Origin of the sequence: Rhizobium sp. N122 (assembly GCF_002211295.1) — a bacterium.
Taxonomy (GTDB): domain Bacteria; phylum Pseudomonadota; class Alphaproteobacteria; order Rhizobiales; family Rhizobiaceae; genus Rhizobium.
Window position 1 is genome coordinate 141,225 of sequence record NZ_LOKU01000002.1, and the last position, 25,681, is coordinate 166,905.

General features: G+C 61.0%; 24 protein-coding genes and 1 tRNA gene. 14 read left to right on the plus strand and 11 right to left on the minus strand.

Features of this window, described 5'->3' with window-relative positions; genetic code table 11:
• Positions 1 to 3: 3 nt before the first annotated feature.
• On the minus strand, positions 4 to 1,374 hold the full coding sequence (locus ATY75_RS02535; RefSeq protein ID WP_088936399.1) for an amino acid permease: 1,371 nt from the start codon (positions 1,372 to 1,374) through the stop codon (positions 4 to 6).
• A 253-nt stretch (positions 1,375 to 1,627) separates the two neighbouring features.
• Here ATY75_RS02535 and ATY75_RS02540 point away from each other — a divergent pair, with 253 nt between their 5' ends.
• The 9 genes from ATY75_RS02540 (at position 1,628) to ATY75_RS02580 (ending at position 12,112) form a co-directional block, all read left to right on the plus strand.
• A complete protein-coding gene (locus ATY75_RS02540) occupies positions 1,628 to 1,987 on the plus strand; it encodes a hypothetical protein (protein WP_190241304.1) in 360 nt (119 codons plus the stop codon).
• 191 nt (positions 1,988 to 2,178) lie between these two features.
• Entirely contained in the window at positions 2,179 to 3,105 is a 927-nt protein-coding gene (locus ATY75_RS02545; RefSeq protein ID WP_088936401.1) for a cation transporter, read from the plus strand.
• Between the two features lie 156 nt (positions 3,106 to 3,261).
• Positions 3,262 to 5,523 carry an arginine/lysine/ornithine decarboxylase gene (locus ATY75_RS02550; RefSeq protein WP_088936347.1) on the plus strand — a complete coding sequence of 754 codons (2,262 nt, stop codon included), beginning with the start codon at positions 3,262 to 3,264 and terminating at the stop codon, positions 5,521 to 5,523.
• Positions 5,520 to 7,883, plus strand: a complete 2,364-nt coding sequence (gene speC / locus ATY75_RS02555; RefSeq protein ID WP_088936348.1) for an ornithine decarboxylase — start codon at positions 5,520 to 5,522, stop codon at positions 7,881 to 7,883. The genes ATY75_RS02550 and speC overlap by 4 nt, the downstream gene beginning before the upstream one ends.
• 19 nt (positions 7,884 to 7,902) lie before the next feature.
• The gene (potE, locus tag ATY75_RS02560; RefSeq protein ID WP_088936349.1) at positions 7,903 to 9,261 is read left to right on the plus strand and encodes a putrescine-ornithine antiporter; all 1,359 of its coding nucleotides are present in this window, start codon (positions 7,903 to 7,905) and stop codon (positions 9,259 to 9,261) included.
• Between the two features lie 17 nt (positions 9,262 to 9,278).
• The gene (locus tag ATY75_RS02565) at positions 9,279 to 10,202 is read left to right on the plus strand and encodes an amino acid ABC transporter substrate-binding protein (RefSeq protein WP_088936350.1); all 924 of its coding nucleotides are present in this window, start codon (positions 9,279 to 9,281) and stop codon (positions 10,200 to 10,202) included.
• 76 nt (positions 10,203 to 10,278) lie between these two features.
• Positions 10,279 to 11,373 (plus strand): calcium/proton exchanger, encoded by a 1,095-nt coding sequence (cax, locus tag ATY75_RS02570; protein ID WP_088936351.1) that lies wholly within the window; start codon positions 10,279 to 10,281, stop codon positions 11,371 to 11,373.
• A 53-nt stretch (positions 11,374 to 11,426) separates the two neighbouring features.
• Positions 11,427 to 11,738 carry a potassium channel family protein gene (locus ATY75_RS02575; RefSeq protein WP_190241305.1) on the plus strand — a complete coding sequence of 104 codons (312 nt, stop codon included), beginning with the start codon at positions 11,427 to 11,429 and terminating at the stop codon, positions 11,736 to 11,738.
• A gap of 137 nt (positions 11,739 to 11,875) precedes the next feature.
• On the plus strand, positions 11,876 to 12,112 hold the full coding sequence (locus ATY75_RS02580) for a hypothetical protein (RefSeq protein ID WP_088936353.1): 237 nt from the start codon (positions 11,876 to 11,878) through the stop codon (positions 12,110 to 12,112).
• A gap of 25 nt (positions 12,113 to 12,137) precedes the next feature.
• Here ATY75_RS02580 and ATY75_RS02585 read toward each other — a convergent pair whose 3' ends face one another.
• From ATY75_RS02585 to ATY75_RS02605, 5 genes are read right to left on the minus strand one after another with little or no spacing between them, the layout of a single operon-like run.
• Positions 12,138 to 13,289 (minus strand): AI-2E family transporter, encoded by a 1,152-nt coding sequence (locus ATY75_RS02585; protein ID WP_088936354.1) that lies wholly within the window; start codon positions 13,287 to 13,289, stop codon positions 12,138 to 12,140.
• A gap of 38 nt (positions 13,290 to 13,327) precedes the next feature.
• On the minus strand, positions 13,328 to 14,173 hold the full coding sequence (gene ppk2, locus ATY75_RS02590; protein ID WP_088936355.1) for a polyphosphate kinase 2: 846 nt from the start codon (positions 14,171 to 14,173) through the stop codon (positions 13,328 to 13,330).
• 19 nt (positions 14,174 to 14,192) lie between these two features.
• Positions 14,193 to 15,893, minus strand: coding sequence for a SulP family inorganic anion transporter (locus ATY75_RS02595; protein ID WP_245317530.1), 1,701 nt, complete (start codon positions 15,891 to 15,893; stop codon positions 14,193 to 14,195).
• 51 nt (positions 15,894 to 15,944) lie between these two features.
• On the minus strand, positions 15,945 to 17,102 hold the full coding sequence (locus tag ATY75_RS02600) for an HlyD family secretion protein (RefSeq protein WP_088936356.1): 1,158 nt from the start codon (positions 17,100 to 17,102) through the stop codon (positions 15,945 to 15,947).
• On the minus strand, positions 17,102 to 17,449 hold the full coding sequence (locus tag ATY75_RS02605) for a DUF3302 domain-containing protein (RefSeq protein WP_064835600.1): 348 nt from the start codon (positions 17,447 to 17,449) through the stop codon (positions 17,102 to 17,104). Before ATY75_RS02605 ends, ATY75_RS02600 begins: the two co-directional genes overlap by 1 nt.
• A gap of 279 nt (positions 17,450 to 17,728) precedes the next feature.
• On the opposite strand from ATY75_RS02605, the gene ATY75_RS02610 reads away from it, so the two are divergent.
• Genes ATY75_RS02610 through ATY75_RS02620 form a run of 3 tightly spaced genes read left to right on the plus strand, consistent with a single transcriptional unit; the run spans position 17,729 to position 20,436 of the window.
• Positions 17,729 to 18,043 carry a hypothetical protein gene (locus ATY75_RS02610; protein ID WP_088936357.1) on the plus strand — a complete coding sequence of 105 codons (315 nt, stop codon included), beginning with the start codon at positions 17,729 to 17,731 and terminating at the stop codon, positions 18,041 to 18,043.
• Positions 18,044 to 18,085: 42 nt separating this feature from the next.
• Positions 18,086 to 19,468: a DUF3300 domain-containing protein gene (locus ATY75_RS02615; RefSeq protein ID WP_088936358.1), complete on the plus strand. Its 1,383-nt coding sequence runs from the start codon at positions 18,086 to 18,088 to the stop codon at positions 19,466 to 19,468.
• A gap of 29 nt (positions 19,469 to 19,497) precedes the next feature.
• Complete coding sequence (locus tag ATY75_RS02620) at positions 19,498 to 20,436, plus strand: DUF2950 family protein (protein WP_088936359.1); 939 nt, start codon at positions 19,498 to 19,500, stop codon at positions 20,434 to 20,436.
• A gap of 27 nt (positions 20,437 to 20,463) precedes the next feature.
• On the opposite strand, the gene ATY75_RS02625 is transcribed toward ATY75_RS02620, so the two are convergent.
• Positions 20,464 to 20,973: a CYTH domain-containing protein gene (locus ATY75_RS02625; RefSeq protein WP_088936360.1), complete on the minus strand. Its 510-nt coding sequence runs from the start codon at positions 20,971 to 20,973 to the stop codon at positions 20,464 to 20,466.
• 151 nt (positions 20,974 to 21,124) lie between these two features.
• On the minus strand, positions 21,125 to 21,592 hold the full coding sequence (locus tag ATY75_RS02630) for a hypothetical protein (protein ID WP_088936361.1): 468 nt from the start codon (positions 21,590 to 21,592) through the stop codon (positions 21,125 to 21,127).
• A gap of 262 nt (positions 21,593 to 21,854) precedes the next feature.
• On the opposite strand from ATY75_RS02630, the gene ATY75_RS02635 reads away from it, so the two are divergent.
• A complete protein-coding gene (locus ATY75_RS02635) occupies positions 21,855 to 23,648 on the plus strand; it encodes a hypothetical protein (protein WP_088936362.1) in 1,794 nt (597 codons plus the stop codon).
• A 36-nt stretch (positions 23,649 to 23,684) separates the two neighbouring features.
• Here the strand turns inward: ATY75_RS02635 and ATY75_RS02640 are convergent, their stop codons facing one another.
• The 3 genes from ATY75_RS02640 to ATY75_RS02650 all read right to left on the minus strand — a co-directional run bounded on the left by ATY75_RS02640 (position 23,685) and on the right by ATY75_RS02650 (position 24,686).
• On the minus strand, positions 23,685 to 23,975 hold the full coding sequence (locus ATY75_RS02640) for a GIY-YIG nuclease family protein (protein WP_088936363.1): 291 nt from the start codon (positions 23,973 to 23,975) through the stop codon (positions 23,685 to 23,687).
• A gap of 101 nt (positions 23,976 to 24,076) precedes the next feature.
• Positions 24,077 to 24,152, minus strand: a tRNA-Ala gene (locus ATY75_RS02645).
• A 150-nt stretch (positions 24,153 to 24,302) separates the two neighbouring features.
• The gene (locus tag ATY75_RS02650) at positions 24,303 to 24,686 is read right to left on the minus strand and encodes a TIGR02300 family protein (protein WP_064841223.1); all 384 of its coding nucleotides are present in this window, start codon (positions 24,684 to 24,686) and stop codon (positions 24,303 to 24,305) included.
• Positions 24,687 to 25,014: 328 nt separating this feature from the next.
• Here ATY75_RS02650 and cmk point away from each other — a divergent pair, with 328 nt between their 5' ends.
• A complete protein-coding gene (cmk, locus tag ATY75_RS02655) occupies positions 25,015 to 25,662 on the plus strand; it encodes a (d)CMP kinase (protein WP_088936403.1) in 648 nt (215 codons plus the stop codon).
• Positions 25,663 to 25,681 lie beyond the last annotated feature (19 nt).

Here is a 25,681-nt window from a genome sequence, read left to right on the forward strand (position 1 = left end):
CTTTCAAGCAAACTTATCCTGAGAGGGCAGCGGGCGCGCTACGGCGGCCGCTGCTGCCGTCTCCTTGTCCGTCGCGCCGGCCGCATTTCGTCTTTGCCAGACATAGACGGGAATGCCGAGCATCAATAGCACGAGGCCATAGAGCACCGGTTCGGCGCCGGAGCCGTAAAGGGTGAAGATGGCAAAGACGAAGGCGATGAGCTCGATTGCGCTCACCCGTGGCATTCGCCCATGGGTGACACCCGCAACGAGGCTTCCGGCGAGCGAGCAGAAGGCATAGGGAATGACGGCGGCCATGGTGCTCAGCCCAACCATCAGCCGATAGACGGCCGCGAAACCTTCGGCGCCGATCGCCTGGACAAGCACCAAAAGCGTTGCGAAGGAGGCCGAGATGATCATGCCCCATGCCGGCACGCCGCGCGGGGAAAGCCGCGCAAAAAGCGGCGGAAACAGCCCGTCCCGGGCCGCCGCCATCGGAACCTGCCCCATCAGCAGGGTCCAGCCGTTGAGAGCGCCGATCGAGGAGAGCAGCACGGCAAGCGAGATCGCCAGCTCGCCGGGCCGTCCCCACATGATCCCCGCAGCCTGAGAGAATGGCGCAACCGAGTGAACGAGCTGGTCGCGCGGCAGGAGGCCCATCACGACGATGGTGCCGAGGACGTAAAGGGCGGCGGCGATCGAGATCCCCAGCACGGTCGAGCGGGGGATGGTCCGCTCGGCGTTTTCGACATCGCCTGCGGGCACGGTCGCCGATTCCAGCCCCAGATAGGCGAACATTGTCAACGGCGCCAGCGTTGCCACCGACTGCAGCAGCGATTGTCCGCTCGGATTGAGTTCGGAGAAATGCGAGGTATCGATGAAGAGAAGACCGATAATGGCGACGGCGCCGAAGGGAAGCAGCTTGGCATAGGTGGTGACCTGAGCGAAGACACCCGCCGCATGCACGCCGCGCAGATTGACGAGCACGATCGCCCAGATCACGCCGAGCGTCAGCACGGTCGCGGCGAAGCGGTTGCCGAGGGCGGGGAAGAGATCGACCATCACCCCGGCAAAGGCAATGGCGATGACCGGCAGCGATGTCCAGATGGAAATCCAGTAACCCCAGGCGATCAGAAAGCCGGCAAAATCACCGTAAGCGAGCCGCGTATAGGCATAGGGGCCGCCGACGGCGGGAACGAGGCTCGCCAGGCGCGCGAAGGTGAGGCCAAGGCAGATCGCACCGGCGCCCATGACGATCCAGATGATGATCGCCAGATTGCCATAGGGCGCGACCGCGGCCGGTGAAAGATAAAAGCCCGAGCCCACCATGTTTCCGACCACGATGGCGGTGCAGGCGGCAAGTCCCAGACTCTTGCCATTTGGCGACGTTGTCATGGTGCCCTCCCCACAGACGGCCTTTCCGATGCCGATATCGCCTCGGACATCTGCTGCCGGGCGCAATCTTCCTCCCAAAGAATAGACGCTGCAATCCGGTTCAATGCGTAGTCGGTGCCCGTCTCCAGCATCAAGCATTGTCGTATTCGGCTCTCTGCTTGTTTGAACGCCATTGATCCTACGCAATGCCTGGCTCCGGTGCATGAGCTATCCTCAGCAACCGAACATCATTTGGTTCTCGGGAGTTAAAGCGATGAAGATGGCCGTGATCCTTGGGCTTGCCGTATTGACCGCCGCCGCCGGAATTGCGCCGGTCGAGGCCCAGCAAAGCAGACGCGAATATCGCAGGATGAACTGGAGCGAGAATCTGCCCGAGGCGGTGCGAACCTATCACGACAGACGGTTCACGATCGTCAGTTACAGGATGGCCGATTTTTCCGAGACCGGCTCACACCCGGCACAGGGAAGCGAAGAGCACGTCAAAGCCATCCGGGATGCAATTCGCGCCAACAAATGGCTGACGACTCAACTCAAGACCAAGAAGCTCACCGCGAACGACATCGAATGGGTGTCGCGGGCACGCAACGGCAATATGACCTTCTATACAAAATGACCGCTATCCGCACCGGGAGATTTCAGGCTGAGGCAGGCCGCGGGGCCTCCTAGCCTGGTAGGACCGCCGCCCGGCTGCCGTAGGCGACTACGGCTGGCAAGAGATAAAAATCGGACCACCCGTTCCCACCTCGTCTCACCTTCACAATCAGCATAAAACGATTGGAGTGACGGTACCGGAGGTGGGCGATGATGATTGGCGAGCAGGGATTTCTCAGGATCTCGATCGCGGCGACGGTGGTGGTCGCTACGCTCGGCGTCGTTTTCGGCATTCTTTCCGGATCGTTCTCCATCGCTTTCGACGGCGTTTATTCGCTGGCGGATGCAGCGATGACGGGGTTGGCGCTCTGGGTTTCCGGCCTGATCATAAAATCGACGCAGAACGACGCCCGGTCGGGCAGGATCCGAAACCGTTTTACCATGGGTTTCTGGCATCTGGAGCCCATCGTGCTGATGCTCAATGGCTGCCTGCTGATGACGGTCGCCTTCTATGCGCTGATCAGCGCGATCATCAGCATCCTCAGCGGCGGCCATGAATTGCAGTTCGGCATGGCGGTGGCTTATTCCGCCGCGACCCTGCTTGTCTGTGCCGCCATGGCTTTCCTCGGCATCAGGCTGAATGCCCGCATCAAATCCGATTTCATCTCGCTCGACGTCAAGGCCTGGATCATGTCCGGCGGCATCGCGCTTGCCTTGCTCATCGCCTTCCTCATCGGCATGGCCGTAGAGGCGACGCCGGTCGCCTGGATTGCCGGCTATATGGACCCGGCCGTCCTGGCGTTGGTCTGCCTGGTCATGATCCCGCTTCCGATCGGCACCGTCTGGAAGGCGCTGAGCGAAATCCTGCTGATCGCTCCCGTCGATCTTCAGGAGCATGTCGACCGCGTTGCTTCCGAAACGGTTCGCCGTCTCGGCTTTCTCTCGCACCGCGCCTATGTTGCCCGGGTCGGCCGCGCCATGCAGATCGAGCTCTATTTCATCGTCCCCGAAGGGCTTCCTCCGAAGACCGTCGAGGCATGGGACGCGCTCAGAGACGAGATAGGCGAGGCGATCGGAGATGAGAGCGCGAATCGCTGGCTGACGATTGCCTTCACCGCCGATGCGGAATGGGCGGAATAAGCCGGCGTCGGCATTCCCGCCGACACCGAAATGCTTGGCCTCACGTTGATTGCAATCAACGACGGTGCGCCACCCGTCCTGTACCATCCCTCCAGCTGAGACGCGCGTCGCTGCAAAGCGGCCACGGCCTTCGACCCTCGGTTTCTGGAGGAACGCATGGAATTCCAGATGGCATTTCCGATAGCCGTTATCGACGAGGATTTTGACGGCAGGAGTGCTGCCGGACGCGGCATGCGCGATCTGGCGGCTGCAATCGAGAAGGAAGGCTTCCGGATCGTCTCCGGCGTTTCCTACGAGGATGCGCGGCGCCTCGTGCATATCTTCAACACCGAATCCTGCTGGCTGGTCTCCGTCGACGGAAGCGAGGACAGAACAACGCGCTGGCAGGTCCTGGGAGAGGTCCTGGCTGCAAAGCGGCAGAGGAACGACCGCCTGCCGATTTTCCTCTTCGGCGACGATACGACCGCCGAAGACGTTCCCGCCACGGTGCTGCGCCACGCCAATGCCTTCTTCCGGCTGTTCGAGGATACGGCGGAATTCATGGCCCGCGCCATTGCGCAGGCCGCTCGCAACTATCTCGACCGGCTGCCGCCGCCGATGTTCAAGGCGCTGATGGACTACACGCTTGAGGGCGCCTATTCCTGGCACACGCCCGGCCACGGCGGCGGTACCGCCTTTCGCAAGAGCCCGGTCGGCCAGCTCTTCTATACGTTCTTCGGCGAAAACACGCTGCGGTCCGACATCTCCGTATCGGTCGGCAGCGTCGGCTCGCTGCTCGATCATGTCGGGCCGATCGCCGAGAGCGAACGCAACGCGGCCCGCATCTTCGGCACCGACGAGACGCTGTTCGTCGTCGGCGGCACGTCGACGGCCAACAAGATCGTCTGGCACGGCATGGTCGGACGCGGCGATCTCGTGCTCTGCGACCGCAACTGCCACAAGTCCATCCTGCACTCGCTGATCATGACGGGCGCCACCCCGATCTATCTCATCCCTTCGCGCAACGGGCTCGGCATTATCGGTCCGATCTCGAAGGATCAGTTCACGCCCGAATCGATCGCCCGCAAGATTGCCGCCAGCCCCTTTGCCGGACAGACGAGCGGCAAGGTCCGGCTGATGGTCATCACCAATTCGACCTATGACGGGCTTTGCTACAATGTCGATGCGATCAAGGCGTCGCTCGGCGACGCCGTCGAGGTGCTGCATTTCGACGAAGCCTGGTATGCCTACGCCAACTTCCACGAATTTTATGATGGTTTCCACGGCATCTCGTCGAACCAGCCCGCACGATCGCAAAACGCCATTACCTTTGCCACGCACTCGACGCACAAGCTGCTTGCCGCCCTTTCGCAGGCGTCGATGATCCACATCCAGCATGCCGAGACCAAGCGGCTCGACATCACACGCTTCAACGAAGCCTTCATGATGCACACCTCGACCTCGCCGCAATACGGCATCATCGCCTCCTGCGATGTCGCGGCTGCCATGATGGAGCAGCCGGCCGGGCGGGCGCTGGTGCAGGAGACGATCGACGAGGCGATCAGCTTCCGCCGGGCGATGAACAACGTGAGAAAACAGACCGAGGGCAGTTGGTGGTTCGACGTCTGGGAGCCGACGGTTGCCGAGCAGACGCCGAGCGACACCCATGCCGACTGGGTGCTGAAGCCTGGCGATGCCTGGCATGGTTTTGCCGGGCTTGCCGAAAATCATGTCATGGTCGACCCGATCAAGGTCACCATCCTTTCGCCCGGCCTTTCGGCCAGCGGAGCGATGGACGAGCACGGGATACCGGCGGCGGTCATCACCAAATTCCTCTCCTCCCGGCGCATCGAGATCGAAAAGACCGGGCTCTATTCCTTCCTTGTTCTCTTCTCGATGGGCATTACCCGCGGCAAGTGGAGCACGCTCGTCACCGAGCTCATCAATTTCAAGGATCTTTACGACGCCAATGCACCATTGACACGGGCGCTGCCGGCGCTCGCCGCAGCCCATCCGGAAGCTTATGCGGGCGTGGGATTGAGAGATCTCTGCGAAAAGATCCATGCGATCTACCGCAAGGACGACGTGCCGAAGGCGCAGCGCGAGATGTACACGGTGCTGCCCGAAATGGCGCTGCGTCCCGCCGATGCCTATGACCGGCTGGTCAAGGGCAAGATCGAGAGCGTCGAGATCGACGATCTGATGAGCCGCATCCTCGCCGTGATGATCGTTCCCTATCCGCCGGGCATTCCGCTGATCATGCCGGGCGAACGGATCACGCAATCGACGAAGTCCATCCAGGACTACCTGCTTTACTCCAGGGACTTCGACAGCAAATTCCCCGGTTTCGAAACGGATATTCACGGCCTTCGCTTCGCGCCCGGTAACGGCGGACGCCGCTACCTCGTCGATTGCATTGCAGGGGAGGAGCAGGAATGATCCCGCGTGATGTGAAGTCTCCGACGGTCGCCATACCCTTCCACAAGATGCTGAAGATCGTGGCGATCATCGACCGCGACAATTCGCAGGCTCAGGAACTGGTGTCACAGATCGTCGACCAGGGCTTCGAGGTGGAACTGCGGGGCGACTATTCCGCCGATGTCTCAGAGGATGCCGATGTCGGCGCCTATATCGGCTCGGTCGAAGGCGGCCAGTTGTCGGCGGCTCGCAGCTTCCTTCGCTCGGTCAGGGATATCGGCTTGCGTACACCGATCTGGGCAATGGCCGATACGCTGACCATCAAGGATATGGACGTCGTCGAAATGGCCGGCGAGGTCGACGGCTTCGTTTATCTCGGCCAGCAGACGCCGACTTTCTATGCCAAGCAGATCATCTCCAGCGCGGTCAATTACGGCAAGTCACTGCTGCCGCCGTTCTTCGGCGGCATGATGGCCTATGACGGCGAGGCGAATACCGCCTTCGATTGCCCCGGCCATCAGGGCGGCCAGTTCTACCGGAAATCGCCGGCCGGCCAGCTGTTCTTCAAATATTTCGGCGAGAGCATTTTCCGCAACGACCTCTGCAACGCGGATGTCGATCTCGGCGACCTCCTGATCCACGAAGGTCCAGCCGTCGAAGCCCAGAAACAGGCGGCGCGCATCTTCGGCGCGGACCGCACCTATTTCATTCTCAACGGAACAAGCACCTCCAACAAGGTGGTTGCCAATGCGGTGCTGCACAGCGGCGATCTCGTGCTCTTCGACCGCAACAATCATAAATCCCTGCATCAGGGCGCTCTTGTTCAGGCAGGCGCCATCCCGATCTATCTGCCGACGGCCCGCAATTCTTTCGGCATGATCGGCGCGGTGGACTGGGCGGCGTGGGATGAAAGCTGGCTGCGGCGAAGGATCGAGGAACATCCGCTCGTCGCCGACAAGAGCCGTGCGAAGGCAGACCGGCCCTTCCGTCTCGCCTGCATCCAGCTCGCGACCTATGACGGCACGATCTATAATGTCAGCCAGGTTATGGAGAAGATCGGCCATCTCTGCGACTACGTCCTCTGGGACGAGGCCTGGATCGGCTACAATGCCTTCCACCCGCTCTTCGAGGGCCGCAGCCCGATGCGTCTCAAGGACCTGCGGGCCGACATGCCTGGCCTGTTTTCAACCCAGTCGGTGCACAAGCAGGGCGCCGGCTTTTCCCAGGCGTCGCAGATCCACAAACGAGACGACCATATCAGCGGCCAGCGCCGGTTCGTCGAACACAAGCGCTTCAATGAATCGCTGCTGATGCATGTTTCGACCTCTCCGTTCTATCCGCTGTTCGCCTCGCTGGATGTCAATGCCAAGGTGCATGAGGGCAAGGCTGGCGAGATGCTCTGGGACCGCTGCATCGAGCTCGGGATCGAGGTGCGCAAAAAGTTGCGCGGTTTCGTGGATCATTACGAGACCAAAGCCGCAAGCCCGGAAGAACAATGGTTTTTCGATCCCTTCGTGCCGGACAAGGTCACCGTTTCGGGCTCCAAACATACCGACGACCTCGAAGGCATGCGGTGGGAGGATATCCCGACGGATGTGCTCAAACGCGAGCAGCAATGCTGGCAGTTCGATCCGCAGGCAAAGTGGCACGGCTATGCCGGGTATGCACCGGGTTACACCATGGTCGACCCCAACAAACTGGCCATACTGACACCCGGCATCGACCGCAAGACCGGCGGCTATCGCGAATTCGGCATCCCGGCGACTGTCGTCGCCAACTATCTGCGCGAGCAGCGGGTGGTGGCGGAAAAATGCGACTTGAACAGTCTCCTGTTCCTGCTGACCCCGGCCGAGGACGAGAGCAAGCTGAATACGCTCGTCGCCAAGCTGGTCAAATTCAAAAATCTCTGGGACCGGGACGCGCCGCTGCAGGAAGTGCTGCCGACCGTCTATGCGGCCAATCGCGAGCGCTATGCCGGTTATACGGTCCGTCAGGTCTGCCATGAGATGCACGCCTTCTATCGCGATGCCGGCGTGAAGGAACTGCAGCGCCTCTGCTTCCGCTCCGAGAGCTTTCCGGAACCGGCCATTGCTCCCAAGCAGGCCTATGAAGCGCTGGTCGCCAACCATGTCGACTATGTGCCTCTGACGCAGGCTGCCGGCCGCATTTCGGCAACGCTGGCGCTGATCTATCCGCCGGGCATCGGCGTGATCGTTCCCGGCGAGCGCTGGGACGAGAGAGCACGCCCGATGCGGGATTATTTCCTGGCCTTCGAAGAGTCGTTCAACCGGTTTCCGGGCTTCAACTACGAGGTCCAGGGCGTGTTCCAGGAAAGGGTCGAGGGGCGGATCCGATTCCACACATATGTCGTGCGCGAGTAGACGCAGGGAGGGTTTCGTCATGACCGACAACACGATGCATCTCGCGGCCGAGGCCACGACCAAGAAAAAGATGAACCTGGTGCAGCTCACCTTCATCGTCGCCGTCAACATGATGGGGTCTGGTATCATCATGCTGCCCGCCAACATGGCCCAGGTCGGTGCGATCTCGCTGCTTTCCTGGCTCGTGACCGCCATCGGTTCGATGGCGATCGCCTATGGCTTCGCCCAGGCCGGACTGTTCAACCAGCGTCCCGGCGGCATGTCCGCCTATGCGGAGGATGCTTACGGCAAAGACGGCTACTTCATGGTGTTCTTCCTGTATTTCCTTTCGCTTGCCGTCGGCAATGTCGCCATCGGCATCTCCGCCGTCGGCTATCTTGCCGGATTTTTTCCGGTGCTGACATCAACCCCGATCATGACCTGCGTGGCGCTGATCATCCTGCTGTGGCTGACCACGGCCGCCAATTTCGGCGGCCCGCGCATTACCGGGCGCATCGGTTCGATTACCGTGTGGGGCGTCATCCTTCCGGTCGGGCTGCTGTCGCTCATCGGCTGGCTCTGGTTCAGCTCAAGCACCTTCGGCGCCGCCTGGAATCCGACAGGGCTGACGCTGGCCCAGGGCATGGGGTCGAGCATTTCGCTGACGCTCTGGGCCTTCCTCGGCATGGAGTCGGCCGCACAGAATTCGGATGCCGTCGAAAATCCGAAACGTGACGTGCCGCTCGCCTGCATGTTCGGCACGCTCGGCGCCGCCGTCATCTACATCCTGTCGACCACGGTCATTCAGGGCATCGTACCGAATGCCGATCTCGCCACCTCCACGGGGCCGTTCGCCTTGGCCTATGCGACGATGTTCAATCCGACCATCGGTTCGATCGTCATGGCGCTGGCGGTGCTTGCCTGCCTCGGCTCGCTGCTGGGCTGGCAGTTCACTATCGCCCAGACAGCGAAGACTGCAGCCGAGGAGAAGATGTTTCCGTCGATATTTTCCCGGGTCAACGAGATGGGAGCACCGGTCAGCGGCATGATCATCCTCGGCATCGTGCAGACCGGGCTTGCACTGATGACCATTTCGCCGACCTTGAGCGAGCAGTTTTCTGCTCTCGTCAATCTCGCCGTGGTGACGAATGTGCTGCCCTATATCATCGCGCTGTCTTCGCTGTTCGTGATGATGAAGGGTGCCCGCGTGCCGCAGGCGAAATACCGGCTGAACGCCATCATCGCCATGGTCGGCATGGCCTACAGCGTTTTCGCCATCTACGCCTCCGGCAAGGATGCGGTGCTCGGCGGCATGATCGTCACAGGGATCGGTTTCATCATTTACGGGCTCATCGCCCCGCGTTTCGCCAACAGCGTGAACCGGGCGCCGGGCGAGTAACACAGGGAGGACCAGATATGTCAGAGAGAAATGGTCGCCGGGCGGCAATCGCCGCCTCTGTCCTCGCCGCAGCGGCCGTCTGCGCCGCCGCGCTGCCCGCGCAGGCACAGACGCTCGACCGCGTCCGGACGAGCAGCGCGCTGAAATTCGGCTACGATCCGGAAGCAAGGCCGTTTTCGTTCGATGCCCAAGGCAAGCCCGACGGCTATGCGGTGGCGCTCTGCAACAGGATCGCCGATAGCCTGAGAGCGCAGTTGAACCTGTCGAAGCTCGATGTGGAATGGGTTCCCCTTTCGGGTGACGCCAAGCTGCGCGCCATACAGGACGGCACGGCGGACCTTGTCTGCGCCGCGGAGCCGGTCACGCTCGGCCGCCGGCAGCAGGTCTCGTTCTCGCTGCCGATCTTCCCGAGCGGCACCGGGGCGCTGCTCAGTGCGAGCGCCCCCTTGGCATTGCGCGAGGTTCTGCAATATGGCGAACCATCGAGCCGGCCCGTCTGGCGCGGCGCACCGGCCCGCACGATCCTCGAACACAAGACGTTCTCGTCGATCGCGGGCTCGACAAGCGAGGGCTGGCTATCCGACAAGATCAAGACCTTCCAGCTCGCGGCGACGGCGACGCCGGTGACCAATTATCAACAGGGGATCGAGCGTGTTCTGGACGGCAGCTCGGCGGTGCTCTTCGGCGACATGCCGATCCTGATGGATGCTGCCGCCCGCAGCGACAGCTCCGGCAATCTCATCGTCCTCGAGCGTCATTTCACCTACGAACCGCTTGGCCTCGAACTGGTGCGCGGGGACGAGGATTTTCGCCTGGCCGTCGATCGCGCCTTGAGCCAAACCTATGCGGCACCGGATTTCCGGGCGTTCTTCACAACTTGGTTTGGCCCGCCTGACGAGGCGGTCGTCACCTTCTTCCAGCAGACGGCGCTTCCGGAGTGAGGCGGCGCACAGAATAAGGAATGCGAGGATCTCACCGCCGAGTTTAGTCCATCCAGGTGATCACAGGGAGTGAAGGTTGAGCCTGCTTTTCAAACAGATTCGCGATAGCCCGATACTCTGGCTGCTGGCCGCCGTGCCGGTGGTATTCTTGGCTGCGGCGCTCTTGCCCGAAGCCCACACGGCGCTTTTCGTCCTGTCGGTGCTGGCGATCGTGCCGTTGGCCGCTTTGCTTAGTCATGCGACGGAATCCGTTGCCGCCAAGACGGGTGACGCCGCGGGCGGGCTGCTGAATGCGACCCTCGGCAATCTGACCGAACTGGTCATCGCGCTGGCCGCCCTGCAGGCCGGCCAATATACGCTGGTCAAGGCATCCATCGCCGGAGCGATCGTCACCAACACGCTGTTCATGCTGGGCGCCTCGTTTCTGCTTGGCGGGTTGAAATACCACATTCAGGAATTCAACCGGGCGAGCGCCCGTCTTCAAGCCGGCCTGCTTTTCCTGGCCACGATCGCCCTGCTGATGCCGTCGGCGCTTGGCGAATTGGACGCGGCATCCGTCGCACCAGTCACCCAAACACTCAGCCTCAGCCTGGCTGCCCTGCTGATCATCGGATATGGGCTGGGGCTGTTTTTCACGCTTCGGACTCATCGGGAGTTTTTCTCTTCGGCGGAACATGCCGAGACCGGCGAAGAGCCGTGGCCGATCGGCCTTGCTCTCAGCACGCTTGCGGGCGTCACCGTCCTGGTGGCGCTGGTGAGCGAGATTTTCGTCGAATCCGTGCAGGAAGCGGCCGAAGCCTTCGGAATGACGCCGGCCTTTGTCGGTTTCATCGTCGTCGCACTGGTCGGCGGCGCGGCCGAAATGGCCTCGGCGTTTTCCGGGGCGCGCAAGAACCGGCTCGATCTGAGCGTCGGCATCGCGCTTGGGAGCGCGTCCCAGATCGCCTTGTTCGTCGCTCCGGTTCTGGTCCTGATGAGTTACGTGATCGGCCCGTCACCGATGGATCTGCAATTCTGGCCGGGCGCCGTGACGATGATGTTCCTTGCGACGGTGACTGCGATGTTTGTCACCAACAGCGGACGATCGGCATGGTTTGTCGGCGTCCTGGTGCTGATGGTCTATATGATTTTTGCGATAACGCTGTACGTCCTGCCTCCGGCAGTGCGATGACATCCGGCGTTCCGAAACCGGAGCCCTCAGGCGGCGAACCGCAAACGCAAAAAATGAGGCGGCTGTTCTTCATCGCCCTCGCAAGGCAGCTTGGCGTCATCTGGCCGATCCTTTCCGGCATCGTGTCGATCATGGTGGCATCCGGCCTTGCAATTTGGCGCATCGAGGACTGGCGGATCGACGAAGCGCTTTATTTTACCTTCGTGACGGGCCTGACCATCGGTTACGGCGACTTCACGCCCAAACATGTTTCGGCACGAATACTGGCCTTGCTCATCGGTTTTGCAGGGATCGTGCTGACCGGCGTCATTGCAGCCATCACTGTAAAGGCCCTGAACGCAACGGACCGAGACGGCAGCAGCTAGCTGTTTAGGCCCGTCGGATGCGGGTTTCGGGCGGCCGGTTTCCAAATCCGCACATTTATTCGTGATTCACGGGAACGATCCGATGGCTTGGTGACTTCGTATCCATTGCAGGGGCGCCTTGAATGCGGAGCTGATCCATGAGCCAAGAACGCGGCCGCAGAAAACTCATGTTGCGACTTCCCGATATCCGGCATCTGCTGGCGAGCATCACCAGCGAGGCGCTCGCGGAAATGTTCGAATCCTATGATCTTGCCGTCGATGCGCTGGAGCGGTTCCGAAATAGGAGCCCGAGGGAAGAGGGGCTGATCAGCGAGTATGAACAGCTCTGCCGCGAAATCGAGCAGGAGGTTGTCGTCTACTGTAAGGACCGGTGAGCCCCGCCGCGCTGGGCTGACCATGTCATTGCGTATGTTCCATCCGTTCCGGCAGGGCATCGAGCATGGCGGGGCTATTGTCCGAGCCGGTCGGGACCGAAGGCCAGGCCCAGGCTCTCAGCAGCTCGTAGAAGACGCTGAGCACGACCGGCCCCAGAAATAAGCCCAGCAGCCCATGGGAAAGTGTGCCGCCGATGACGCCGATCAGGATGACCGGCATCGGGGTCGAGAGGCCCCGCGCCATCAGCACGGGCTTCAATATGTTGTCGATGAGCGTGATGGGCACGGCAATGGCGGTAAAGGCAAAGGCAGCGGCGGGCGACCACGAGAACCACGACCAGATGACGACGGGAAGGAGCACGAGGCCGGGCCCCAGCTGCATCAGGCAAAACATGAATATCACGAAGGTCAGCGCCCCGCGCGCCGGGACGCCAAAGAAAGCAAAGCATAGTCCGCAGAGCAGTGTCTGGAGGAAGGCAACGCCGATAACCCCCCGCGATACGTTTCGCACCGTGGCTCCCGCCAGCCTGGCAAAGCCGACACCCTTTTCGCCAGCGACCCGGTTTGCCAGCACCTGCACGGCCGCGGCCAGGCGTGCCGAACGCGTAAGAAATACACCCGACAGCATGATCGAAACGACAAAGCTCAACACACCGCCGCCGATCGAGGCAAGCTTTGCAACGATAACGGCGGTGACTTCACGAATGGGCGCCTGAAACTTGAGGATGGTGGCGGCCAGATCGCTTGCGATCTGATTCCAGGCGTCGTGGATCCGCTCGCCGACGACAGGCCACTCCCGAATGGCGGCCGGCGCCGAGGGAAGCGTGAAATTCCCCGCCCGCAACGTGCCGATCAACGCCTGCGCCGTGTCGGCAAAATTGACCGCAACGAGGGCCAGCGGCGCAATGATCAGGACGAGGCAAAAGACGACGACGACAATGGCCGCGAAGACGGGTCTGTTTCCGAGCAGCCTGCAGAGCGCCTGGAATATCGGGTAAAGCGCGACCGCCAGGATGGCCGACCAGATGACGATCAGCGCAAAGGGAGCGATGAGAACGATCGTCCAATAGGCAAAAACCCCGATGATGCCCAACCGGACGAGGTCGCTTATTCTCGCCTCTACCGAAATCTGCCCTGACCCGGCTCCCTGTGCCGCCGTCTCGCCTGTGTTCTCCATCGCTGCATCCCGTCCGCCATGCTCCGGCTAAGGCCGTCTTACGACCTCGCATCCGGCACGACGTGGCGGACGCTGCGGTCCTCCAGGAAATCCGCCGGCCGCTTCTGACGTTTGCCGAGATCGGGCGCGTCGAACTTCACCCGTTCATAGGGAATGGATTGCAGAATGTGCGAGATGCAGTTGACCCGGCCGCGCTTCTTGTCATCCGAGGGCACCACCCACCACGGAGCATGGTTGCTGTCGGTCATCCGCAGCATTTCGTCATAGGCGCGTGTGTAGTCCCACCAGCGTTGATAGGATTCGACGTCCATGGGGCTGAGCTTCCACTGTCGCCGCGGATCGTCGATCCGGCGCCTGAAGCGACGTTCCTGCTCTTCCTCGCTGACCGTCAGGAAGTATTTGAGCAGAATGACGCCGCTTTCGACGATTGCAGCCTCGAAGCGGGGCGCCAGTTCAAGAAAGCGCTGCGCTTTCTTTTCACTGCAGAATCCCATGACGCGATCGACGCCGGCGCGGTTGTACCAGCTGCGGTCGAATATGACGATCTCTCCGGCCGCCGGCAGATGGGCGATATAGCGCTGCATGTAGATCTGAGATTTTTCGCGGTCGGTCGGTGCCGGCAGCGCCACAACGCGAAAGACCCGTGGACTGACCCTTTCCGTTATGCGCTTGATCATGCCGCCTTTGCCGGCGGCATCCCGTCCCTCGAAGATGATGACCACCCTCGAGCCGGCTTTCTTGATCCAGGCTTGCAAATGCGCCAACTCCACCTGCAGCCGTTCGATTTCCTTGTCGTAATCCCATGATTTCTTTTTCTTCTTATTGTCCTTTACGACGTGGCCAGCCCCTCCATCCGTCTGCGCGGGCTCGTAATTCTCGTCCATTTTTCTCCCTCCCTTGCGGCTATGATAGTTTGCCTGCCGATGCAGCAGCGCCGGTCTCGCCGACACTGCCGATCAGCGCTCTCAGCGCTTCGTCTCGACCGTTGAAAAGATTGTGGGCGCCGATCGTCTTGATGACGCCTGCGCGGTCGAGGATGCCGCGGCTTTCTTCACTGAGGTCCGTTATTGCAAAGACGATATTGCGCCTTGCGAGGATCTCCGCCACGGCGTCGAGCGCCGTTGCGCCGGTGCTGTCGACATGGGTGACGGCGCTGGCATCGAGCACGAGGCATCTGGTTTCGGCAGGAAGTGCCTTTGCCACCGAGGTCAGCCGCATGCGGACATAATCGGCATTGTAAAACAGAATGCTGCCCTGGATGGCGAAGACGGCCGCGCCCTCGACGGGGCGAGCTTCGGGAAAGCGCGCAAGATCGAAAAAGCCGTGCCGTCCCTCGATACGGCCAAGCAGGCCGTCGCGGGGAAACATCGTCTGACGCAGGAGGTAGACGAGCGTCGCCGCCACCGCGACGATAACGCCGTTGAGAACACCGAAGCTGATGGCGCCCCACATGGCGATCAGCGCAAAGATGAATTCCATGCGGCTGATGCGCCAGATCTTTTTCAGTTCGTGAATGTCGATGAGGCTGATCGCCGCCGTGGCGAGAATTGCGGCGAGGGCGGGAATGGGAAGGATCCGCAGGGCGCTGTGAAGGAAGACGAGCGCGGCAATCAGGGTCGCGGCCGAGACCAGTCCCGCGAGCTGAGAGACCCCGCCGGTCGACAGGTTTATCGCAGTTCGCGAATCCGAGACGCTGACAGGAAACGAGCCGAACAGGCCGGGCGCCAGATTGGCGGCGCCCAGTCCGATCAATTCCTGATTGGCGTCGACCTCCTCGCCGGTTCGCGACCCGAAGCTCCTTGCCGCGACGATGCCGGCGCCGAAGCTGACCAGAAAGATCGCGGCCGAACCGAGCACGATCTTGTCGATAGGCATCTGGTACAATGCAGGCAGGGACAGGCTCGGCAGTCCGCTCGGGATATCGCCGACAACTGCGATGCCGCGGCCTTGGAAATCGAAGATCGCCGAAAGGACGACCGAGAGAACGACCACCAGAACGGGGCCCGGCACCTTGAACCGGAAGGCCCGGACGACCCACAACAAGGCGAACATGGCGAGGCCGAGGAGGAGCGACGGCCAGTGGATCAGGCTGCTCTTGGCGAGCATTTCGACGAGCGGCGGGATCAATCCATCGGATTCGATCTTCACCCCTGTGAAGCGGCCGATCTGCCCGACAAGGATGGAGAGCGAGACGCCGGCGAAGAATCCCACCAGAATGGGACGGGAGAGAAAGCTTGCGAGAACGCCGAGCCGCAGCAATTTCGCCGCGATGCAGAAGACGCCGACGCCAAGCGCAAGAGCCGAGGCGATGGCGATCCTGTCGACACCTGCGGTGCCGGGTTCGGCGGCGATGATGGCGCCCATGGCGGCGGCCAGCACGGTCATGGTCGCCGCATCGGGCCCGACGACCAAAATCCGGGAAGGGCCAAAGATCGCATAGGCGATGGGCGCCACGATGCTGGCATAGATTCCTGTCTCCGGCGGCAGGCCGGCGATGGCGGGATAGGCGATGGCGCTCGGCAAGCCGACCGCGGCGATCGACAGCCCGGCCGGAATGTCACTGCGAAGCCAGTCTCTGTTGAAGCCGGCCAAGCCCCGCAACATCGGAAGACTTCCTATCACCGCTGGCTCCTTATCCTTTGCCGCTGACATGCATCAGTGTTCGAGGAACACGTAATTCATCCAGCTGCTCATGCGCAGCAGCACCTTGCGCAGAACGGCGACGTGGTGCCAATGATGGGTATAGACCGCGACGTCCGCGACCACGCCGCCCGGCAGTTGATAGTCCTTGGTGCTTTCGAGCAGCTCGATCCGCGCCAGCGTCTGTCCGGGCGAGACGCGTTCGGGCGATTGCGGGTCGATCAGCGCGCCGCTCGGCTGCAGTTGGCCCTGGGCCATGACATCTATCACCTCTCCCACCCGTGCCTTGAATATCTTGCCGGGCACGGCTTTGAAGGAGACCTCCGCCTCGTCGCCGACGCGAACACGTTGCAGCGAATTCTGGATGAAGGCTGCCGCCAGCATGCGGTCCTGGCTGTCGATGAAGACCATGACCGGCCGCAGCGGCAGAGGATTGGCCATCATTCCGGGACGGAGGAAGACCTGGGTGACATAGCCGTCGGTCGGAGCCCGCACGACCGTCTGGTCCAGCTCGTACTGGGCATTGTTCAACTCGGCCTGCAGCCTTGCAACCGTCGGGTTCGTTCCGTTGATCTCGGACTCGTAGGCGAGCTTTGCCTGCGTCGCTTGCGCGCGGGCCGTATCGACCGTGGCCTCCGACGTCAGGTAGATGCCGCGTCGGTTTTCGACCTCGAGTTCGGAAAAGACCGCACCCCTGCCGCTCGACTTTGCATTCTCATTCGACTGCTGGAATTTTTCGAAAGCCTGCAAGGACCTGTCCCTGGAGGCTTCGGCGCCGACGACAGCCGCATCGGCAGCGTCCATGGCCGCCTTCAACTGCAGGACGGACTGCTCGGCTTCGGCGAGCGCGGCTTTCTTCTGATCGACCGAAAACTGGTACGGCCGAGGATCGATGCGAAACAGGATGTCGCCCTTCTTCAGGGGCACATTCGGCGTCACCGGCACCTCGACGACCTGGCCTCCGACGACGGGAATGACCGGGGCGGAAGTGAAATAGATGCGCCCGTCGCTCGAATAGGGATGATTGTAGCTCATCAGCAGCAGGAGTGCGGAGATCAGGAATATCCCTCCGAGAACGGCCGTCGCGAGCGTCCATTGGTTCACCGGGATCCTGAATATCTTGAAGATCGTCCAGCAGATCGCGGCATAGGTCAATATCAGGAGCAGATCCATCAGGCGGTCTCCTTCTCCGGCTGCGGCGTTTGTGCCTCGAGCTCGGCGATCCGGGCGTGCAGACGCGCAATTTCCGCATTCGCTTCCACTTCCGCCGACAGCTTTCCGTCCTGCCGGATGCCCCAGCCGCGGTCTTCGCGGTAAAGCGTCGCCCAGATGAACAGGAACGGCCAGATGGCATGAAGCGTGAAGAGGCTGACCCATCCCGCAACATGGATGGCATCCTGATGGGGATGGTTCCGCGCCTTGGCCATCAGATGCGGAATGTCGTGAATGGCAATCACGGCATAGAAAAGCGTGACCACCACGAAGACCAGTACGCCCAAGGCAAAATAGTCGAGAAACACGATCCCTCCCTTCCGGCGTGGTCTACACGAGCCGTTCATCGCCAGCGAAAGGGAAATAGTAGGCCCGTTTCGGCCCAAAGGCCCGTAGCATCGCGTAATCTCTATCGAGACCTTCGCAGGCGGTCCGCCTGACGAGATCGCCTGCGGCACAGGGAAAGATGCGGGAAGCGCCGTTCAGAAACCGGACAACGTAGGATCGCGTATTTTACGTCTGCAGACAGCGCGGCTGATATATAGTTTTCACATCTGCTGAGCGCAGTTCTGCGGCGGGGGCGGGAGATGGCGTCGGGAGAAAGTGGTTCGACATATTCGTCCGCCCTTGAAACGGCAGAGGCTTATTTCCCCGACCAGGCGAGGCTGGTGCAGCGACTATTCTACGTCAACCAGGCCTTTCACAGCATGTGCGAGGATCTCGCTGCCGCGGCGCAGGCTTTGAAGCATGTCGAACAGCTGCCCGACACGTTGAGAGAGGCGCGGCGGCTGGAATATGCAAGCCTGGTCGATGCCCTGTTGAATGAGATGAGGGAGGCGATTTCACAATCGAAAATTGTGATGCTCAGGCGGTCCCCGGTCACCGGCCCTAAATCTCCGTGAACGCATCCGTCATTCGACTGTTTCAAGGGAGGTCCATGTGCGATGAACGCAATTTCCCGCAAACTGCTTGGTGGATTGTCGGCTCTGGCGATCATTGCGCTACTGCCGGCCTTCCCCGTGCGAGCACAGGCTCCCGCGCCGGCCGTCACGCCAGCCCCGGCAGCCGCCGAGCAGGCCGCGCCTGCCCTTCTCTCCGAAGACGAGCTTGAAGTGCTCGTCGCGAGGATCGCGCTCTATCCCGACGAACTGGTCGCGGCGATTTCGGCGGCCTCTCTCTTTCCTCTTGAAATCATCGAGGCGCAGCGCTTTCTGGACGCGAAAAAGAAAAGTGCCGACCTCAAGCCCAAAAGCGATTGGGACGGCAGCATCGTCTCGCTGCTCAACTACCCCGACATCGTCAAGATGATGAGCGAGGATCTCGATTGGACGCAATCGCTTGCCGACGCGCTCGCCAATCAGCAGAAGGACGTGCTGATCGCCATCCAGCAGCTTCGCGACGAGGCGGTGGCAAAGAACATCATCAAGACGGATGACAAAGTGACGGTTGTCACCGAAAACGACAATATCATTATCCGGCCGACCGATCCCGAGAAGATCTATATCCCGCAATATCCGCCGGAAATGCTCTATGAGCCGGACTATGCCGCGGCACCGATCTCCTATTATCCGGATTATTACGACAGTTATTACTATCCGGGCGCCGCATTCTTTGCCGGCGCGGTCACCGGGCTTGCCTGGGCGGCCGTCGTCAATTGGGACGACTGGGGCGTCTGGGGCGGCCGCTGGGACGGCGATATCGACATCGATTGCAACAATTGCCTGAACAATCGCAACTTCAACGGCAAAATGAAGTTGAATGACGTCGACTGGGCGAATGTCGACCGCAGCAAGCTGAGCATAGGCAAGGATCAGCTTGGCAAACTGGACCGGTCGGCGATCCAGTCGGGGCTGCAGGGCGACAATCGCAATCAATTGCGCAACAAGGCCGCGGACAGGCAGGCAAGCCAAAGGCCAGGCAATCGCGCGACGGCGGCGCGCGCGGACGATATCCGGAAAAGCACGGCGCAAGGGCTGAAGGCCAAACCGCAGGCCGACAGGCCGACGGCGGCCAATCGCCAGAACGCGTCGCGGCCGGAAAACCGTCCTAAACAATCGGCCAATCGCCCTTCGGCGAAACCCGCGCAGAAATCCGTCAAGAAACCCAGCAAGCCGCAGATGGCTGCGAGACCCGACAATCGCGGACGCCAGTCGAGCGCACTCGGCAATGTCCAGTCCGGCCGACAGCAGGCCGTCGCCTCGAAACGGGGCTCACAAAGCATGGGCGCTCACCGCCCCGCAGCCCGTCCCGCTCAGCATTCGCGCCCGATGCCGTCTCGCGGCGGCGGCGGCCGCGGTGGCGGTGGTGGCGGCAGAGGACGGCGATGACACCCCTTACGAGCCCATGGAGTTCCATCATGAGACGTCAACCGATCGTAATCCCGCTCATGCTTGCGACAGCGCTTGCAACGATGCCGACGACGCCGGCGTTTTCGCAAGGGCAGACGGATCTCGCCGAATACAAGGCGGCAGCACCCTCGCCGAAATTCGACAGTCCGGCGCTTGCCCTCGATCGGCTGAAAGCGGTGCTTGCTGCCAACAATATCGGCGATCTTGCGAATCTTCTCGGTCTGAACGCAGACAGGCTGCGCGCGAGCAATGAGGCGATGATCGCTTATGGATTGATCCGGGAAGGCGCCGAACGGCAGATGATCCTGAAAGACGCCGACGCTGCGAAAATCGTTGCGATCGGCGATCGGCTCTGGCCTCTGCCGTTCCCGTTGACGCAGGACAAGGATGGGAAATGGTCCTTCGACACGCAACGCGGCTTCGAGGAGATCGTCAACCGGCGGATCGGCGAGAACGAACTGGCGACGATCGACACGATGCATGAATATGTGGCGGCGCAGTATCAATATGCATCCGACGACCGCGACGGCGACGGCATTTACGAGTTTGCCAAAAAACTGATCAGCACTCCGGGCAAGCTGGACGGTCTCTACTGGGATCCAAACGTCTACCCGGAAGAAAGCCCGGCCAGCGCGCTTGTGGAGACGGCTGCCTTCGGCGCCGCCAAACGCGGCGAGGGTTATTTCGGATACCGCTATCGCATCCTGACCGCTCAGGGCGACAACGTGCTGGGCGGCAAACAAAGCTACGTCATCAATGGATATATGACCGGCGGCTTCGCACTCATCGCCTGGCCGGTCAAATATCGGGTGACCGGCGTGCAGACATTTATTGTCAACGGGAGGAGCGCCATCTATCAGCGCGATCTCGGGCCGGAGACGGAACAGCGCGCCGCCGCGATCAAGGAATTCAATCCGGATGCCAACTGGACCGTTGTCAGCGAATAGGTTCCGGCAGCGCCCTGCACCCCTTTTTCAGAGGTGCGACGCCGCTGCCCCCATCCGTCCCAGTGCATTCAGGGGCGGCTTGTAGGAGGCAGCGGCCATGGCGCGATTGGAATAGCGCTTGTTGCCCGTGACTTCCCGCCCGAGCCATTGCGGCAGCGCCGGCAGATCATCTTCGCTCGCCATTTCGATCTCGGCGAGCGTCAATCCCTCATAGGCTCCGGCAAAGACGTCCACCTCCCAGTGTCTGCCCTCGTGAAGCACCCGGTAGCGGGTCTTTTCAATGACGTGGCCAGTCGCATGAAGAAGCAGGTCTCGCGCCTCTTCGACGGGAATCTCATACTCATATTCGTCTTTCGCAAGCCCCATCGTGTGGAATTTGATCGTCAGGCAGGCGGAACGACCGTCAATCAATCGGACACGCACCGGGTTGTCGCCGCGGGACAGATAACCCTGCTGCAGGACATGTGAAACGCCGGCGCGCGCGCGCCAGCTATCGTTACGCACGAGAAATTTGCGCTCGATCTCGGTCGCTTTCACGTTGATTTCTCCCGGAGGATTTCCGTCTTTCTCCGAAGCTCGGAAATGCCCGCCTCTTTGTTCTCACGTAATTCCCGACGCAAAAGGTTAGAGCATGATGCCGAAAAGTGTGAAGGCGCTTTGCTGGAACTGCTCTCGCTTTTCCCGCCGGTCAGTCTACAGGCGGCTCCCAGGTGAGAAAGAAGCCGACATCGCCGGGCATGCCGTCCGGGAAATTGATGATCATGGCCTTCAGCCCATACCCCTGCGGCTTGGCGACCTGTTCGAAAAGCTCGAGAAGTTCCTTCGCCTTTCCCTGCAGCGTCTTCTGCCATCCGGACAGGTTGTTGTTGATGGCCCGGCCGCTGTCCGTGCAGAACGTCGATGGAAAGCTGTAGATCAGCGCCTCGTATTTGCCGTCTGCGGCCGCTTTCATGACCAGCCGCTTGATGACGGCGCGTTCCGCTTCACCAATCTGCTTGCGGAAAAAATCCTCGACGAATTCCGCATGTTTCTTTGCTTCCCGCGCCTTGATCTTTTCGCTGCGCTCCATCTCGACAAGCTGAAGCTCCAGAGCACGTTTGCGCAGGTCCTCTGCGCTTGTCATGGGGTGGGGTGTAGCGGTCTCAGGTGATGTCATCGCAGCCTCCTCCAGAATACGCGGCGATGATAGGGCGTGCTTGGAGACTAAGGCAGTAAGATACATGTCGAGGCCGGTAGAATACGGTATCCTACGCTGGCATTTCGTAAACGTGACTTACGCCCATCATGTGGCTATTCATGGGATTCGTATAGAGTTGGTTAGGTTATTCAGCCGGGCGGCATTGCCGATACGCCGGGCGGGGACTATTGTTTAAGACAGCGTGCTGCAAGTTGTTCGCAATCGGAGTCTGGGGGAACCGATGACGAGTGCAGGCATAAACAGGGTCGCCGCCTCGCAGGAGGAGGTGCAGCAGCAACTCGAACGTATTCTGTCCAGCCGCGAGTTCCGCCTTCCCGAACGGGCGAGACGGTTTCTTGAGTTCGTGGTCACGGAAACGCTCGCAGGCCGTCGCGACTATCTGAAAGCCTTTACCATTGCGCAGGCAGTATTTGGCAGAGACGCGAATTTCGATGCACAACAGGATCCATGCGTTCGTATCGAAGCCGGCCGGCTGCGACGGGAACTGGAACATTACTATCTGACCGATGGCGGCACCGACCGGATCATCATCACGATCCCCAAGGGCGGCTACATACCCGTCTTCGACGTCATCGGGAGCGCTGATCCCGATGACAGGGTGCCGTCCGAACAGCCCGATCGGCCTGGCTTGCCCGGCGATGATAATGAGAAGATCACTACGGCTGCAGATACGGACGGCCTGGAGCAACCAGACCGGCGTCGGCGGTCCCTGTATTGGCTCCTGGCAGCCGGTGTCCTCCTCATGCTCGCCTCGGCAGCAGCGCTCCTTCAACAGTTGGCATCGCCGAATACGGCGCCCGAAACGGCAACGAGAACCGACAAACGCCCCACCATTATCGTCGAGCGTTTTGAAAGCGGCTCCGACGATCGCCCTGCCGCCGATGTTTCTCGGGGCATGACCGACGAGATCATCGAGAAGCTGGTCCGCTTCAACGACATCGTCGTCGTCACCGCCATACCGCGGAATAATAATATCGGCAAAGCTTCGTCCGAGCCGCTCTACGCCCTGCAGGGAAGCGTGAGGCTCGAAGGCAACAGGCTGCGTTCGACAGCGAGGCTGGTGCGGCGGGCGGATGCAGCGGTCATCTGGGCAAACAATTACGATGCCGATATGAAGGTGCAGGGCATCCCGAAAACGCAGGCGAGCCTTGCCGGAGATATCGCTGCGGCGGTCGCGCGTCCGTTCGGCGTCATATTCCAGACCGACACCGCCGCCATCGCCGGCAATGCCGACGCTTTTTCCTGCGTTCTGTCCTACTACAGCTACCGCAGCGAAATGACCGTGCAGGCGCATAAGGCGGCGAAATCCTGCCTGCAACAGGCCGTGAAGGAAACGCCGGCCGATTCCAACATCGTCGCCCTTCTTTCGTTGATGCATCTCGACGAGTTCCGCTTTTCATACCAGCTTCACAGGCAATCGACGGCCGCAACGCTCGGCATCGCCAAGGAACTTGCCGAGCATGCAGTGCGGCTCGACCCGAAGAATGCGCGCGCCCTTCAGGCGCTGATGCTTGCCAGCTTTTTCGGCAATGATGCGGCTGCAGCTCTCAGCGCCGGCGCCGCCGCCTATGCCAGCAATCCGAACGATACAGAGGTTGCCGGCGAATACGGCCTGCGCCTGTCGATGTCGGGAGAATGGGACAAGGGCTGCATGCTGATTTCGGAGGCCGTCGGCAAGAATGCCGGCCCACGTGGATATTACGAAGTCGGGATGGCGCTCTGCGCCTTCATGCGCGGCGACACGCAGGCTGCGGAGCTCTGGTCGCGCATGTCGGACCTCAATTACAATCCGATGCACCGCCTCGTCTTGCTCTCCATTCTCGGCGCGCTTGGAAAACAGCAGGAGGCGCAGGAACAGGTCGAATGGATCCGGCGCGAATCGCCTGCACTGATCCCGAACATAAGACGCGAGGTCGTCAGCCGGCTGGCGCGAACCGAGGATCAGAAGCGGTTCCTTGCGGGAATTGAGGCTGCCGGTTTGCCGGTGCAGGATGGCGAAGCAGCGCAGAATTGAGGTCATGTGCCAGCGCCGGCTTCGCATGCCGCGCGCTTATTCGGGATCGCCCTGGTTGGCGAGGCGATCTGAAGCCAGATTCGGCTGGACCAGTCTCTTGCCGGCAAAAGCCCTGCCGGAATGCGATTTCAGATATGTTTCGAATTCAAGCGCCTTGTGCTTGTCAGGAAAGGCGCAATACCAGAGTAAATGCCATGGTGCAAATTTGGCAGTGTGAGTGGATTTTCCGCCATTGTGCGCCGAAAGCCGTTGCTTCAGGTCTGCGGTAGACCCGGTATATTCCTGATCGGGAAAATCGACGCTGCGAAGAATATACACGTACCACATCAGCGTTTCAGCCCGTCGTCGCCCTTCGGGCTATGCCGGGCACTGCTTCGGCCTAACGGTTTCCCGCGGCTGCGCCACGCGAAGCCCGTAAGGGCGAAGCGTGGTGGAGCTAAGCGGGATCGAACCGCTGACCTCTTGCATGCCATGCAAGCGCTCTCCCAGCTGAGCTATAGCCCCATCAAGGTGGCCCGGCTGAGGGCCGGTCCTGGGATGCTTCGCAGGGCGTGCCCTGCGGAGTGGCGGCTTATTACTTCCGGTTTTCGGAGATAGCAAGCCTAAAAAATCCGGCCCGGAGAATTTTTTCCTCGCCGGGCCGAAATGCAGCCGTCAGACTTCGTCTTCGTCGCCGGTCACGCCGATGATGTCGCTCATGTCGTCGTCGTCATCGTCTTCGTCGGGTGTGAGGAAGGTGTCGTCGTCGTCATCGCCTTCGATTTCGACATCGTCGTCGCCCATATCCGGGATGTCGTCGCCGGAGGCAGCGTCATCGGCATCCTCGAGCGAAACCAGTTCGACTTCGGTGTTTTCGGTATCGACTTCCGCAACCTCGTCTTCTTCGGCAACATCTGATATCGCCGAGGTTTCCTCGAAGAAGGACAGGGGGTAGGACTTGCCGGTATAAGGAGAAACGATCGGATCCCGGTTCAGATCATAAAACTTCTTGCCGGTTTCCGGATCGGTACGCTTGGTTCCAAGTTCCGCTTTCGCCACTATAAGCCTCGTGAGAATGGCCGAATCCGAGATTCGGCAAATGCCGTTCAAGCCGGCGTTCCATCGGAATTTATAAGCCGGTCCCCTTAATCGCTGTGGCTTCCCATGTCAAAGCCAAACTTTATGATCGGAGCGCAAGGTATTTCCGGCGTCGACGGATGACCGGCCGGCGGGTTTATGGTAACGAGCCGCGGCAGCCGCAGAGCTGAGCGAAGATCGTCGCCGGAAGGGGCGGCCTTGCGAAGAAAATGCTGCACCTTTACAAAGGATTACGCCGTGCATGGCGCCGCGCCGCGGCCTTCGAGCCGATTGCCCCAGGATTGACAAGATGAGCACCAAGACTTTCACCATCGCCATCGATGGCCCGGCGGCGGCCGGCAAGGGCACTCTCTCGCGCCGCATCGCCGAGCAATACGGCTTCCATCATCTCGATACCGGCCTGACCTATCGCGCCACGGCCAAGGCGCTGCTCGACGCCGGCCTGCCGCTCGATGACGAGGCGGTGGCCGAAAAGATCGCGCGGGAGGTTGAACTTGCTGGATTGGATCGCGATATACTTTCCAAACATGAGATCGGCGAAGCCGCCTCGACAATAGCCGTCATGCCGGCGGTGCGACGGGCGCTGGTCGAGACGCAGCGGCGGTTTGCGACGAAAGCACCGGGAACGGTGCTCGACGGGCGCGATATCGGCACGGTCGTCTGCCCGGATGCACCGGTCAAGCTCTACGTGACCGCTACGGCGGAGGTGCGGGCAAGACGCCGTTACGACGAGATCCTCGGCCGAGGTGCGACGGCGGATTTCGATGCGATTTTCGAAGACGTCAAGCGGCGCGACGAACGCGACATGGGACGGGCCGACAGCCCTTTGAAACCAGCTGATGATGCGCACTTGCTTGATACGTCGGAAATGAGTATAGAGGCCGCGTTTCAAGCTGCACAATCGATCATCGATGTGGTCTTGAGCCGAAATGCCTAAATTCAAGCGATTTTGCATG

Bases quoted from the DNA above. Each gene is read 5' to 3' on its own strand.
- ATY75_RS02535 (WP_088936399.1), bottom strand. From the start codon at position 1,374: ATGACAACGTCGCCAAATGGCAAGAGTCTGGGACTTGCCGCCTGCACC.
- ATY75_RS02540 (WP_190241304.1), top strand. From the start codon at position 1,628: ATGAAGATGGCCGTGATCCTTGGGCTTGCCGTATTGACCGCCGCCGCC.
- ATY75_RS02545 (WP_088936401.1), top strand. From the start codon at position 2,179: ATGATTGGCGAGCAGGGATTTCTCAGGATCTCGATCGCGGCGACGGTG.
- ATY75_RS02550 (WP_088936347.1), top strand. From the start codon at position 3,262: ATGGAATTCCAGATGGCATTTCCGATAGCCGTTATCGACGAGGATTTT.
- speC (WP_088936348.1), top strand. From the start codon at position 5,520: ATGATCCCGCGTGATGTGAAGTCTCCGACGGTCGCCATACCCTTCCAC.
- potE (WP_088936349.1), top strand. From the start codon at position 7,903: ATGACCGACAACACGATGCATCTCGCGGCCGAGGCCACGACCAAGAAA.
- ATY75_RS02565 (WP_088936350.1), top strand. From the start codon at position 9,279: ATGTCAGAGAGAAATGGTCGCCGGGCGGCAATCGCCGCCTCTGTCCTC.
- ATY75_RS02575 (WP_190241305.1), top strand. From the start codon at position 11,427: ATGAGGCGGCTGTTCTTCATCGCCCTCGCAAGGCAGCTTGGCGTCATC.
- ATY75_RS02580 (WP_088936353.1), top strand. From the start codon at position 11,876: ATGAGCCAAGAACGCGGCCGCAGAAAACTCATGTTGCGACTTCCCGAT.
- ATY75_RS02585 (WP_088936354.1), bottom strand. From the start codon at position 13,289: ATGGAGAACACAGGCGAGACGGCGGCACAGGGAGCCGGGTCAGGGCAG.
- ppk2 (WP_088936355.1), bottom strand. From the start codon at position 14,173: ATGGACGAGAATTACGAGCCCGCGCAGACGGATGGAGGGGCTGGCCAC.
- ATY75_RS02595 (WP_245317530.1), bottom strand. From the start codon at position 15,893: ATGTTGCGGGGCTTGGCCGGCTTCAACAGAGACTGGCTTCGCAGTGAC.
- ATY75_RS02600 (WP_088936356.1), bottom strand. From the start codon at position 17,102: ATGGATCTGCTCCTGATATTGACCTATGCCGCGATCTGCTGGACGATC.
- ATY75_RS02610 (WP_088936357.1), top strand. From the start codon at position 17,729: ATGGCGTCGGGAGAAAGTGGTTCGACATATTCGTCCGCCCTTGAAACG.
- ATY75_RS02615 (WP_088936358.1), top strand. From the start codon at position 18,086: ATGAACGCAATTTCCCGCAAACTGCTTGGTGGATTGTCGGCTCTGGCG.
- ATY75_RS02620 (WP_088936359.1), top strand. From the start codon at position 19,498: ATGAGACGTCAACCGATCGTAATCCCGCTCATGCTTGCGACAGCGCTT.
- ATY75_RS02630 (WP_088936361.1), bottom strand. From the start codon at position 21,592: ATGACATCACCTGAGACCGCTACACCCCACCCCATGACAAGCGCAGAG.
- ATY75_RS02635 (WP_088936362.1), top strand. From the start codon at position 21,855: ATGACGAGTGCAGGCATAAACAGGGTCGCCGCCTCGCAGGAGGAGGTG.
- ATY75_RS02640 (WP_088936363.1), bottom strand. From the start codon at position 23,975: ATGTGGTACGTGTATATTCTTCGCAGCGTCGATTTTCCCGATCAGGAA.
- cmk (WP_088936403.1), top strand. From the start codon at position 25,015: ATGAGCACCAAGACTTTCACCATCGCCATCGATGGCCCGGCGGCGGCC.